The organism is Rothia sp. 110740021-2 (genome assembly GCF_054263775.1).
This window is the reverse complement of record NZ_JBSZFE010000002.1, coordinates 260,954-273,588: the sequence shown is the minus strand read 5'-3', so window position 1 is coordinate 273,588 and position 12,635 is coordinate 260,954. Positions and strand designations below refer to the sequence as shown.

Annotated in this window: 11 protein-coding genes; 8 read left to right on the top strand and 3 right to left on the bottom strand. The window is 59.7% G+C overall.

Features of this window, described 5'->3' with window-relative positions:
* The first annotated feature begins 52 nt into the window (after positions 1-52).
* From purN to ACUXHH_RS07090, 5 genes are all read left to right on the top strand, one after another.
* Positions 53-619 (top strand): phosphoribosylglycinamide formyltransferase, encoded by a 567-nt coding sequence (gene purN, locus ACUXHH_RS07110; RefSeq protein WP_458391123.1) that lies wholly within the window; start codon positions 53-55, stop codon positions 617-619.
* A 212-nt stretch (positions 620-831) separates the two neighbouring features.
* Positions 832-2,442, top strand: coding sequence for a bifunctional phosphoribosylaminoimidazolecarboxamide formyltransferase/IMP cyclohydrolase (gene purH, locus ACUXHH_RS07105; RefSeq protein WP_458391122.1), 1,611 nt, complete (start codon positions 832-834; stop codon positions 2,440-2,442).
* A 267-nt stretch (positions 2,443-2,709) separates the two neighbouring features.
* Positions 2,710-3,291 carry a TetR/AcrR family transcriptional regulator gene (locus ACUXHH_RS07100; protein WP_279741722.1) on the top strand — a complete coding sequence of 194 codons (582 nt, stop codon included), beginning with the start codon at positions 2,710-2,712 and terminating at the stop codon, positions 3,289-3,291.
* A gap of 277 nt (positions 3,292-3,568) precedes the next feature.
* Positions 3,569-4,843, top strand: coding sequence for a serine hydroxymethyltransferase (glyA, locus tag ACUXHH_RS07095; RefSeq protein WP_279741724.1), 1,275 nt, complete (start codon positions 3,569-3,571; stop codon positions 4,841-4,843).
* 204 nt (positions 4,844-5,047) lie between these two features.
* Entirely contained in the window at positions 5,048-5,926 is an 879-nt protein-coding gene (locus ACUXHH_RS07090) for a bifunctional methylenetetrahydrofolate dehydrogenase/methenyltetrahydrofolate cyclohydrolase (protein ID WP_279741726.1), read from the top strand.
* A gap of 107 nt (positions 5,927-6,033) precedes the next feature.
* Here the strand turns inward: ACUXHH_RS07090 and ACUXHH_RS07085 are convergent, their stop codons facing one another.
* Positions 6,034-6,867: a GntR family transcriptional regulator gene (locus tag ACUXHH_RS07085; RefSeq protein ID WP_458391121.1), complete on the bottom strand. Its 834-nt coding sequence runs from the start codon at positions 6,865-6,867 to the stop codon at positions 6,034-6,036.
* An 80-nt stretch (positions 6,868-6,947) separates the two neighbouring features.
* On the opposite strand from ACUXHH_RS07085, the gene ACUXHH_RS07080 reads away from it, so the two are divergent.
* The 3 genes from ACUXHH_RS07080 (at position 6,948) to ACUXHH_RS07070 (ending at position 9,604) form a co-directional block, all read left to right on the top strand.
* The gene (locus ACUXHH_RS07080) at positions 6,948-7,823 is read left to right on the top strand and encodes an exodeoxyribonuclease III (RefSeq protein WP_005506814.1); all 876 of its coding nucleotides are present in this window, start codon (positions 6,948-6,950) and stop codon (positions 7,821-7,823) included.
* An 86-nt stretch (positions 7,824-7,909) separates the two neighbouring features.
* Positions 7,910-8,974, top strand: coding sequence for a tryptophan--tRNA ligase (gene trpS / locus ACUXHH_RS07075; protein ID WP_279741732.1), 1,065 nt, complete (start codon positions 7,910-7,912; stop codon positions 8,972-8,974).
* A gap of 33 nt (positions 8,975-9,007) precedes the next feature.
* Positions 9,008-9,604 carry a 2'-5' RNA ligase family protein gene (locus ACUXHH_RS07070; protein ID WP_279741734.1) on the top strand — a complete coding sequence of 199 codons (597 nt, stop codon included), beginning with the start codon at positions 9,008-9,010 and terminating at the stop codon, positions 9,602-9,604.
* A 104-nt stretch (positions 9,605-9,708) separates the two neighbouring features.
* On the opposite strand, the gene ACUXHH_RS07065 is transcribed toward ACUXHH_RS07070, so the two are convergent.
* Both ACUXHH_RS07065 and ACUXHH_RS07060 read right to left on the bottom strand, forming a co-directional pair.
* Positions 9,709-11,097, bottom strand: coding sequence for a hypothetical protein (locus ACUXHH_RS07065; RefSeq protein WP_279754275.1), 1,389 nt, complete (start codon positions 11,095-11,097; stop codon positions 9,709-9,711).
* A gap of 301 nt (positions 11,098-11,398) precedes the next feature.
* Positions 11,399-12,508 carry a mannose-1-phosphate guanylyltransferase gene (locus tag ACUXHH_RS07060; RefSeq protein WP_458391120.1) on the bottom strand — a complete coding sequence of 370 codons (1,110 nt, stop codon included), beginning with the start codon at positions 12,506-12,508 and terminating at the stop codon, positions 11,399-11,401.
* Positions 12,509-12,635 lie beyond the last annotated feature (127 nt).

The window sequence follows — 12,635 nt, the reverse complement described above, 5'->3', positions numbered from 1 at the left end:
CTTTGGATAAGAGTGTGAGACGGGTTATACTAGTGGGGTGCGAATTGTGGTTATGGTATCCGGATCCGGAACGAATCTTCAGTCCATCCTCGACGCTGTAGCAGCGGGCGAGCTTCCCCTCGACATTGCGGCAGTGGGTGCCGACAAGCCCTGTCTGGGCATTGAACGTGCCCAGGCGGCGGGTGTACCCACCTTCCTGGTGCAACCCGGCAACTACGCCGACCGCCCCTCCTGGAACCGCGCGCTGGAAGAAAAGATCGCTTCCTACACCCCCGATTACATTGTGTTCGCTGGCTTCATGCGCATTGTTGACGCGCAGCTGGTCGAGCGTTTTAGCAACCGCATTATTAACACCCACCCCGCTCTGCTACCCTCCTTCCCGGGTGCGCACGGCGTGCGTGATGCCTTGGCGCACGGTGTGAAGATTACCGGCCTGACCGTCCACTTTGTGGATGCGGGCGTTGACACCGGCCCCATCCTCGCCCAGGCGGCAGTGCCCGTTCTGGATGACGACACCGAAGAGACCCTGCACGAACGCATTAAGGTGCAGGAGCGCCGCCTGCTTGTGCAGACCATCGCATCCCTGGCTGAATCCCATAGCGCTGGATCCGACAGCTAAATCCGCCTACTCAATAATCCGCGGCGGAATGAGCCGAGCTCAAACCCCGCTGCCCACATACGTTCCGTTGTGGCACCCGAGTACCCATGAGGGGAAGGTGCACAACGGCGGGGAATACCCCCACACATATCCTGTCTATCCTGGCAGGCTACGTCCATCCACCAGCTGTGCCGCCGAGATCCGGCGTGCACGTCTAAAGCATCGGAGTATTTGTGTCTCTCATTGAGCTCAATCGCGTGCCCCTGCGCCGCGCCCTCATTTCCGTCTACGACAAGACCGGTCTGGAGGAGTTCGCCCGCGGCCTGCACGAGGCTGGCGTCGCGCTGGTCTCCACCGGCTCCACGGCATCCACTATCGCGGCAGCAGGCGTACCCGTCACCGAGGTCACCGAAGTCACCGGTTTCCCCGAGTGCCTCGAAGGCCGCGTGAAGACCCTGCACCCGCGCATCCACGCCGGTATTCTGGCTGACCGCCGCAAGCAGGAGCACATTGACACCCTCGACGAGCTGGATGTTGAGGCATTCGACCTGGTGGTCGTGAACCTGTACCCCTTCGTTGAGACAGTTGCTTCAGGTGCCGGTCAGGACGCCATCATTGAGAAGATCGATATTGGTGGCCCTTCGATGGTTCGCGCTGCGGCGAAGAACCACGACGCTGTGGCCATTGTGGTGGACCCCGCCGACTACGCGCGCACCGTTGAGGCTGCTAAGAACGGTGGCTTCTGCCTGGATGAGCGCCGCCGCCTTGCTGCTGGCGCATTCGCCCACACCGCCGCATACGATACCGCTGTGGCTACCTGGACTGCATCCCAGTTCCTGCAGGATGAGGACGCTAACTTCTGGCCCCCGTACGCCGGCCTGGGCTTCGAGCGCAGCGAGACCCTGCGTTACGGCGAGAACCCGCACCAGCGTGCTGCCCTGTACTCTGACCCCGCTGCTGCCCCCGGCATTGCTCAGGCAGAGCAGCTGCACGGTAAGGCGATGAGCTACAACAACTACGTTGATGCTGACGCTGCTCTGCGTGCCGCTTACGACTTCGACGAGCCTGCTGTTGCCGTTATCAAGCACAATAACCCCTGCGGTATTGCCGTGGCAACCCCCGGTGCGGCTGACCCGATTGCGGACGCTCACGCGAAGGCGCATGCTTGCGACCCGCTGTCCGCATACGGCGGCGTGATTGCTGCTAACCGCCCGGTGACTGCCGCTATGGCTCAGACCGTCAAGGGCATCTTCACCGAGGTGATTGTGGCTCCCGGTTTTGAGCCCGAGGCGCTGGAGATTCTGCGCGAGAAGAAGAACCTGCGCCTGCTGGTTCTGCCCGAGAACTTTGCCCGCGAGACCATCGAGTACCGCCCCATTTCCGGTGGCGCACTCTTCCAGGAAGCTGACTGCCTGCAGGCTGAGGGCGACGACCCGAAGAACTGGACCCTGGTTGCCGGTGAGGCAGCTGATGAGGCAACCCTGCGCGACCTCGAGTTCGCGTGGCGTGCACTGCGTTCGCCCAAGTCCAACGCTATTCTGCTTGCCGATAACGGTGCCGCTGTGGGCATCGGCATGGGCCAGGTGAACCGCGTGGATTCCTGCAAGCTCTCGGTGGAGCGTGCGAACACTCTTGGCGGTGAAGGTAACGAGCGTGCCCGCGGTGCGGTTGCCGCATCCGATGCGTTCTTCCCCTTCGCTGACGGCCTGCAGGTGCTGCTGGACGCTGGCGTGCGTGCCGTTGTGCACCCGGGCGGTTCGATCCGCGACGAGGAAGTTATCGAAGCGGCTAAGGATGCTGGCGTGACCATGTACCTGACCGGTACCCGCCACTTCTTCCACTAAAAATGTGTAGCGGGCTCAGCATGCGCTGAGCTACCCGCTGTGAGCGGGGTATTCTGGGGTGAACCTTCGGGGAGCCTGGGATGCCCCGCTTTTTCGTGCTCTCCACCTGGGATATTCGTGTTGGGGCATCCGCGATGGTGCATCCGTATTATGGGCAACCGTATTTATAGAATTTTTGCTCTATTTTGCACGGGATTTGCGCATAAGAGTGCGTCAATGGTGACCATGATACGTACGGATTGGCCAAAAGTTCGCTAGGATTAGGGTGTGCCTAAAGTCAGCGAAGAATACAAAAAGAACAGGCGTTCTCAGATTGTAGAGACCGCCCGCGAATGCTTCATCAAGCACGGTTATCAGAAGGCTTCGATGAGCGACATTATTGCGGCCACCGGCCTGTCTGCTGGAGCGATTTATAACCACTTCTCCTCCAAGGATGAGATTATCCTGGCGGCAGCCCGCATGGACATGGCGCCTTTCGACCGCATCCGCGCCGAACAACCCTGGGACTACGTGTTCGGGTGCCTGAAGGTGCTGGACACCCCCAAGATTCGCCGTCACCTGCTCGTCACCTGGGGCGAGGCTGTGGCAATGCCGCAGCTGGCGACCGTGGTGTCTGAACAGCTGAGCTACCTGCGCGATCAGTCCCTGGAACGCTACCGCGCCTGGGGTGCCGCTGAGCTGGACTTCGCCGAAGAGGAACTTGAAGAGTGGCTGACCGTTATCGGTGCCGCGGTGCTGTCCGTGCTGACCGGTTACGTGGTGCAGACCCAGCTGGTGGCTGGCGGTAAGAAGGAGAGCGCTCGTGAGGCGTACCTGGAGTATGCTTCTGCTATCCTGCGTCAGGCGTAGGGTGTGTAGGCCCTCTTAGCTGTCGCCGATAAGCCTAAAGGGCGGTTTATATGCCCTGCTGTGGCGGCGTAAAAACTTCATCGTGATGCTTTGTAAAGCCCGTTTTCCTTCTCGAAGGAAAGCGGGCTTTACGGTATTATGAGGTGTAGCTCATATTTTTTCATTCAGGGTTTTCAACTGGAGGCGCCCGACGCCTCCTGAAGACCGCCCGGCGTACGCCGCGGCAGCCTCAATGATGAGCGACCAAAGATAACGCAAAAACACTCCCAGGAGCGTAATGTCCGAGCAGAAGATCCTCGAGATGCCCCTCGCCGACCTCGACCACGAGGTTGCAGAAGCCATTGAGCTGGAGCGCAAGCGCCAGCAGAACACCCTCGAGATGATTGCATCCGAGAACTTCGTCCCCCGTGCCGTCCTCGAAAGCCAGGGCTCGGTACTGACCAACAAGTACGCTGAGGGTTACCCAGGCCGCCGCTACTACGGTGGTTGTGAATACGTCGATATTGTTGAGTCTCTCGCTATTTCCCGCGTGAAGGAACTCTTCGGCGCCGAGCACGCCAACGTTCAGCCCCATTCCGGTGCGCAGGCGAACAACGCCGTCATGCACGCACTGCTGACTCCCGGCGACACCATCATGGGTCTGTCCCTGGCACACGGTGGCCACCTGACCCACGGAATGAAGCTGAACGTCTCCGGCAAGCTGTACAACGTTGTGGCGTACGGTGTGGATGAGTCCGGCCGCGTTGACATGGAGCAGGTGCGTGAACTGGCTCTGGCTGAGCGCCCCAAGGTCATTATTGCCGGCTGGTCCGCATACCCCCGTCAGCTGGACTTCGCTGCGTTCCGCGCGATTGCTGACGAAATCGGCGCGTACCTGTGGGTGGACATGGCTCACTTTGCCGGCCTGGTGGCTGCGGGGCTGCACCCGAACCCCGTCCCGCACGCACACGTGGTCTCCTCCACCGTGCACAAGACCCTGGGCGGTCCCCGCTCCGGCTTCATCCTCTGCACCGAGGAGCTGAAGAAGAAGATTGACTCCGCAGTGTTCCCCGGTCAGCAGGGCGGCCCGCTCATGCACGTGATCGCTGCGAAGGCTACCGCGTTCAAGGTTGCCGCATCTGACGCGTTCAAGGACCGTCAGAAGCGTACCGTTGAGGGCGCACAGATCCTGGCGAACCGCCTGCTACAGCAGGACATGAAGGACGCAGGCGTTGCGATCGCCTCCGGCGGTACCGACGTTCACCTGGTGCTCGTTGACCTGCGCGACCATGCCCTCAATGGCAAGGAAGCAGAAGATCTGCTGCATGATGCCGGTATTACCGTTAACCGTAACGCTGTGCCGAACGACCCGCGCCCGCCGATGGTGACCTCCGGTCTGCGTATCGGTACCCCCGCGCTGGCAACCCGCGGCTTTGATGCTGAGGGCTTCACCGAGGTAGCTGACATTATCGCTTCGGTGCTGTTGCCGAACCCGGATATTGCCGCTCTGCGTGCCCGTGTTGATGCACTCTGCGCTAAGTACCCCCTCTACCAGGGCAGCGAGAACTGGTAGACCCATGAATGACCCCGTTCGCTTAATATTCCCAATGGATGCTGAGCGGACGGGTTTATTTCGCCCTCTTACTTTTGCCGCTCTACCTGCTACATCCATTGAAGGATGTAGCAGGGGAGCGGTACCTGCTAGGTACACACCCTAGAACCCAACACATAGATCGTCCGTTTCGGCGAACCCGCCACAACCTATGGAAGGAAAACAATGCCTCAGATTCTAGACGGTAACACAACCGCCGCAGCCATTAAGGCGGAGCTGAAGGAGCGCGTCGAGGCGCTCAAGGCTAAGGGTATTACTCCCGGCCTGGGTACCGTCCTGGTCGGTGACGACCCGGCATCTCGCTCGTACGTGGGCGCTAAGCACCGCGACTGTGCAGAGATCGGTATTAACTCCATCCGCCTGGACCTGCCCGGTGACATCACCCAGGAGGAGCTCGACGCAGAAATCGATAAGCTCAATAATGACCCGGCGTGCACCAGCTACATTGTGCAGCTGCCCTTGCCCAAGCACCTGGACACGAACCGCGTGCTGGAGCGTATCGCCCCTGAGAAGGACGCTGACGGCCTGCACCCGACCAACCTCGGCAAGCTTGTGCTGAACGTTTCTGAGCCGCTCGATTCCCCGCTACCCTGCACCCCTAACGGTGTCATTGAGCTGGTCAAGCGCCACGGTATCGACTGGAACGGTAAGAACGTTGTGGTGCTCGGCCGCGGCATTACCGTGGGCCGCCCGCTGGGTCTGCTACTGACCCGCCGCGAGGTGAATGCGACCGCAACCCTGGCGCATACCGGTACCGAGAACCTGGACGAGGTACTGCGCGAGGCTGACGTCATTGTCGCTGCTGTGGGTGTTCCGCACGTGCTGAAGGCTCACCAGGTCAAGGACGGCGCAATCCTGCTGGACGTTGGTGTTTCCCGCGCTGAGGACCCGGAGACCGGCAAAAAGAAGCTCTTCGGCGACGTCTCCCCGGAGGCTGCGCAGAAGGCATCCTGGGTTTCTCCGAACCCCGGCGGTGTGGGTCCGATGACCCGCGCGGAGCTGCTGGTGAACGTGGTTGAGACTGCGGAGCGTCAGGCGGCATAAGGCTCGCAGTATTTCAGAGCTGATATCTCAAAAGGGCGGTGCCCCGGTAGAACAATCTACTGGGGCACCGCCCTTCACACTATCATCACAAGAGAAAAAGGCAGATGCTAGAGAATCATCTCGTAGAAGTAGGCATCGGCAAGATACAGGGTCTCTGAGTACTCGACTGGGCTACCTTCTTCGGCGTAGCCGGTCGTGCAGACCTTGAACGCCGCCTCGCCCACGGGAACCTGGTGGTTGAACGCCTCGGCGTCGGCGTCGGTGAAGAGTGCTGCACTGATGCGTACGCGGGCGTGCTTAATGGCGTTGGGGATGTCAGCAAGCTGGTCGAAGGAGCTTGAAGCGCCGGACATTTCCGCCATCATAGTGTCCAGGGTGCTGCTTGCAGCGGCCTTCACAAAGTAGGAACGCTCAAAGCCAATGACTTCGCGGTCGGCAAGACGCAGACGGCACACGAACAGCACCTGCTCGCCCACCGGCACGGACAGATGGGTGGAGATTTCTTCGGTGGCGTCCATCCAGCGGGTCGCAATCATGCGGGTGGAGCCCCCAAAACCGCGGCGGCGCATATCATCAACGAAGGTGCCCACGCGCGGAATGTAGGTGGCGTCGGTGCGCTCGGCAACATAGGTGCCGGAGCCCTGCAGGTTGTAGAGCAGGCCGCGTTCAATCAGAACCTTTAGAGCGCTACGAACCGTCTGGCGGCTCACCCCAAAGTTCTGCTGAATCATGCGCTCGGTGGGCAGCTTATCGCCGGGCTTGCCGGGAATAATATAGCGCTGCTCAATGTAGTGGATAACCTGCTCGTACTTAGGGCCGGGAATCGGGGGTAGCTCGTAGCGGCTCTCAGCGTTGTGAGCAGTACTTTCGGATGAGGTGGTGCCTGCAGAATGTGAGGGGGCACCGTGGTCGGTGGTCTGTGAAGAGTGTGAATTCATCACCCAATAGTTTACTGTTCAGCCAGATAAAAAACGCGTACAAGTGAAAAATTCTCTTCCCTCAAACTGGCATAATTAAGACTATGCATTTTTCTAACACCCCTGCACCACGCCCGAGCGGTCTGCTTCGCGTGGCAAGCGTGAATGTGAACGGTATCCGAGCCGCCTATAAGAAGGACATGGCGGCGTGGTTGGCGAGCCGTGACATCGATATCCTCTGTCTGCAGGAGGTGCGCGCCCCCGACGCTATCGTGCGTGAGCTGCTGGACGAATCCCAGTGGCATATTCTGCACGCGGAGGCTGCTGCGAAGGGCCGTGCCGGCGTGCTGGTGGCGACCCGCCGCACCCCGAACTCAGCCGGTGAAGTCCTAGAGAACCAGCCGGTAGCAACCCGCTCGAATATTGGCGAAGAGTACTTTGATGATTCGGGCCGCTGGGTTGAGGCAGACTATGTTCTACCCAACGGTAAGACCCTGACGGTGGTCAGCGCCTACGTTCACTCCGGTGAGGTCGGCACCCAGAAGCAGGACGATAAGTACCGCTTCCTGGAGCGCATGCTGGTGCGCATGCCTGAGCTGGCAAAGCACTCGGACCACGTGCTCATCGTGGGCGATTTGAATGTGGGCCACACTGAGCTGGACATTAAGAACTGGAAGGCTAACCAGAAGCGTGCCGGCTTCCTGCCGGAGGAACGCGCTTACTTTGACCGTTTCTTCGGTGATATCGGCTACCGCGATGTGGCTCGTGAGCTGGCGGGTCAGGTGCCCGGTCCCTACACCTGGTGGTCTTACCGCGGTAAGGCGTTCGATAATGACGCAGGCTGGCGTATTGACTACCATATGGCGACCCCGGCGCTTGCCGAAAGCGCCGTGGAAGCGGTCGTGGATCGCGCGGCAAGCTACGATGAGCGTTTCAGCGACCACGCGCCGCTGGTGGTTGACTACCGTATCGGTGAGTAAGACGTGTACCCACGTACAGATAAGTTTTTGAAGATGTGCTGCACCGTCCGTAGCACCGCACAGGAAGAACTGCACAGGAAATAACTATGGCAGACGAAAAGAAGCCGGATAAATCCCTCATCCCTAATGCCTCTCAGCAGAAGGCGCGTATCTACTCGGGTGCGCAGCCGTCGGCTGATTCGATGCACCTGGGTAACTACATTGGTGCTGTGAACAACTGGGTGGCGTTGCAGGACGACCCGAATAACGAATGTCTGTTCTTCATCCCGGATATGCACGCCATCACCGTTCCTCAGAACCCCGAGGAGCTACGTGAGCGTACCCGCCTGACCGCGGCGCAGTATATCGCCTCTGGCATTGACCCGACCCGCACCCCGCTGTTCGTACAGTCGCACGTGCCCGAGCACGCCCAGTTGGCATGGGTTCTGAACTGCTTCACCGGCTTTGGTGAGGCGTCCCGAATGACCCAGTTCAAGGACAAGTCCCAGAAGCAGGGTGCTGAGAATGCCTCCGTGGGTCTGTTCACCTACCCGATTCTGATGGCTGCCGACATTCTGCTCTACCAGGTGGACGGCGTGCCCGTGGGCGAGGACCAGCGTCAGCACCTGGAGCTGACCCGTAACCTGGCTCAGCGCTTTAACTCCCGTTTCGGTGAGACCTTCGTGGTGCCCGAGCCGGTGATTCTGAAGGAAACCGCTAAGATTTATGACCTGCAGGACCCGACCTCGAAGATGTCCAAGTCTGCAGCCACGGACAAGGGCCTAATCAAGCTTCTGGACACTCCCAAGGCAACCCAGAAGAAGATTAAGTCCGCCGTGACCGATGACGGCTCCGTCATCGCCTACGACCGCGAGGCTAAGCCCGGCGTCTCCAACCTGCTCTCCATCTACTCGGCAATGACCGGCGAGAGAATCGACGAAATCGTGGCACGCTACGAAGGCAAGATGTACGGCCACCTGAAGGTTGACCTTGCCGATATCGTGGTGGAGCGCCTCACCCCGGTGCGTGAGCGTACCCTCGAGCTGATGGACGACCCCGCCGAGCTGGATCGCCTGCTGGCTGTGGGCGCATCCGCTGCCCGTGAGATCGCTACGGTCACCATTGAGAACGTGTACAAGAAGGTTGGCTTCTTGCCTGCCGCCGCAATCTAGCGCGCTGTTCAGCCAGTTTGGCTGAGGCGCTGCATGACCTGCACGATTGAGATGACAGCACAAGAGAACTCTTCGAGCCCCACGACGGCTCCTGTATCCCCGACCCTGAAACCTGGCCGCCGCTACCTGAGCGTTATTGCGCACGTGAGCGGTGAGAATGTTCAGCGCCTGGAAGAGTGGAAGCGCGCGGTAGCCGGTGGTGCGGTGGCGCCTATCAGCACCCACGTGACCGTGTACCTGACGGAGCTGAACGAGTCTCTACTGGTTGCGGTGCAGTCCCCGCAGTTCCGCGAGGCGCTGGACATGCCGCGTTTTGAGGCACGCTGGGGTTCGGTACACTCCTTCCGGCCGGTAACCGAGGTGGAGTACCTGAACCTGGAGGCGGGTAAGGCCGAGTTCGAGCAGATTCACCAGAAGCTGGTTGAGCTATTCGGTACCGGTGCGGCGTCATTTCCCTATGTGCCGCACGTGACCTTAGGCCACGGGCTCACGCAGGAGCAGGTGGCGAACGCCCTTGAGGTGTTTGACGCTCTGCCCGCTGAGCAGCGTACTTTCACTGTGGATCACCTGCACTGCTACTCCTACGACGGGCAGGACTGGGAAGAGATGAGGGTCCTGCCGCTGCGTTAGTAGCTGGCGTATAAACCTGATATACATTAAGAGAGATGCGACCGATAAGTTATCGGTCGCATCTCTCTTAATATTTTCGCTAGGTTTATCTCAGCGTGAGAGCCCTAGTGGGAGTGGCCCTCGTGAGCCTCGCCGGACTCGTGCGTGTCAGCTGAAGCCGAGGAGGAAGCAGCGCCGTGCGCCTCAGACTCAACCGGTGCAGCGTGCGAGGAAGAGACACCCAGAATCTCGTTCGGGGTCTTCGGAAGCTCCACGCTCATCAGCTCCTTTGGCGCTACTGGGTTCGACAGGGATACCGCAATGAGCTTCTTGGCCGCCGGGTCGGTCACGTAGGCGGTCTTACCGTCCACCCACAGAGCCGGACGCTCGTCCTGCCATGTCTCAGACTCGGTCCACGCCTCCATGAGCTGTACAGAGCCCAGTTCAGCGCCGGTTGCCGGATCGAAGATACGCAGCTTGCCGTCAGTGGTCAGCAACAGAGCCTCACCCTGAGGGCCGCGAGCCAGCGAACGGAAGGTGTAGCTCACACCAGAAGGCAGGGCATAGACGGTACGGGTTGCCGCAACAGTGTCAATAATGGAGAACTTCTCGGGGCGCTCCAGCTTAGCGTCCTTGTCGGTCTTGTAGTCCGCCAGAACGTACTGGGAGTCAGCCTTGCCAGACTGGTTGCCGGAACGCGAGTACGGGTCCTCGGGGTTAGTGATCTTGGTGAACTTGCCATCCTTATAAATGAGCGCGCCGTCGGAGCAGCCGATGGAGAATGCGCCGTCCTTGGCGATGGCTTCACCGTGAACGCCGGGGCAAGCGGGGCTCTCGGTGACGGTCTTGCCCTGAGCGTCCACAACAGCGGCACCAGTGCGGGTCTTCGAGTCGCCAACCGCTACCAGGTACTGGTCGTTGGGTAGCGGGATTGCGAAGCCGTGGTGCGGCTGCGGCAGGGTGACGGTGGTGGTCTCCAGCGAGGAAACTGTGCGCTTATCATGGGTCAGCTTTGCCGGGTCGTATACCGCGAAGGAACCGGTGCCGTCAGCGAATGCCGTGACCTTGCCGTTGTCCTTGATGACGTGACTGGTATGGTCAGCCACAAGAGACAGTGAAGACAGGGATGGGGACGTGGTGTAGTAGTGTGAATGGTCGCCGTGCGCTACGGACCATACGCCGGTGTCCAGGAAGGTGTAGCTGTTACCGTCTGCAACGACGAGGTGGCGATTATTGCCAGCATCGGAGAGGCGCAGAAAGCCTTCCTTAGGGATGTCTGCGAGCAGCTTCATGTCCTTGGCGTCGTAGACGAACACGCCGCCGTCGTAGGTGATAGCGACGCGGCTTGCCGCCCCCTTGCCTTCGGTGATGGGTGCGGGGGTAGTACTCGTGGAGGTGGAGGCGCTGGGGCTGGTCTGTGCGTTCTGGGTGGTTTGGGCACCGCATGCGGTCAGGGTGAGTGCAGCTACTGCGCCGAATGTGCCGGCGCGGGTGAGGAAAAACTTACGGGTCATGTGCATCTACCAAGAGTAACATGAGAATGATTCTCTATATGGGGTGGTTCTTGGTGTGTCAGAGTCTGGAAGTGTAGTCTATGCGGGATGCGTAAGGCATTCTGTTGCTCCCACCCGGTTACAGAGAGCGTTCTTTCGTGCCCCACTAGGTAAATGCCTTGAACCCACCTGCGAAATGACCCAACGGGGCATAGTCATCGAGGCATAAGAAAACCGGCTCCCCTCCGAAAAGAAGAGAGCCGGTTTCTTAGAGGTATCTTTTGCTCGAGCAGGGTTTAAGTATCTGCGCGGGGGCAAAAATTTAGAGGAGATTGTTCAGGCCTCGCGCCTTGACCTCACCCACTGCATCCTTGACAGCCTGTGCCTTGGAGCGGGGAGCGACCAACAGCGCGTCGGGGGTATCCACCACAACGATATCGTCGAGGCCAATGATAGAGATCTTGCGGTCGGTGTTCGCGACAATAATTCCGGAGCAACCGTGGTTGATAACGTTATCCTTCTCGCCGAGAATGGTCAGCTCTTCGCCGCTCTTCTCGGTGTTCAGGCGTGCCACAGCATCGAAGTCTCCCACATCATCCCAGCTGAAGGAGCCGGGAACCATTGCAACGTCGCCTGCTGCTGCTGCGGGCTCAGCCACGGCGTAGTCGATAGCGGTCTTGGGCAGGGTCTCCCAGACGCGGTCCATAATAGCCTCACGCTCGGGGGTGTCCCAAGCGTTAGCAATTTCCATGATGCCCGCGTACAGCTCGGGCTCGTTCGCCTCGAGGTGCTTGAGCATCAGGGCCGCCGGTGCTACGAACATGCCTGCGTTCCAGGTATACTCACCGGAATCCAGGTACTTCTGTGCGGTAGCGGCATCGGGCTTCTCCACGAAGGTGTCCACAGCCTGAGCATTGGGGGCGTCCTCAATGCCCAGGGACTCGCTGGCGTGGATGTAGCCAAACGCGCTGGAGGGCTCGGTGGGAGTAATGCCGATGGTAACAATCTTGCCGGTTGCTGCGGTGATGACAGCTTCGGTCACCACACGGTGGAATTCATCCACGGGGCTGATCACATGGTCAGCGGCGAAGGAGCCGATGATGGCGTCCGGTTCGCGGCGATGGATGATAGCGCAAGCCAGGCCGATAGCGGCGGCCGAATCCTTGGGGGAGGGCTCCAGTACCAGGTCAGCGGCACGCAGTTCAGGAATCTGCTGGGTGACCGCATTGGTGTGCGAAGTGCCGGTAACTACCATGACGGAGCCGTTGCTGAGATTGGTGAGACGGTCGTAGGTATCACGCAGCAGGGAATTGCCCGACGAAGTGAGGTCGAGCAGGAATTTCGGGGCATGTGCGCGGGATAGAGGCCACAAACGGGAGCCAACACCGCCAGCGGGAATGAGCGGGCGGAATCGAGTGAGTGCAGTATTCATCGATTCAAGAATAGCTTGTGAATTTGTCATATATCGAATTCTTTTACGTTTTGGCAGAAAGTGTCAGGGGACTCTCAGTGTTGTGATGTTTGAGGTTAGGATAAGGTAAGTTCCGCACAAACAGAGG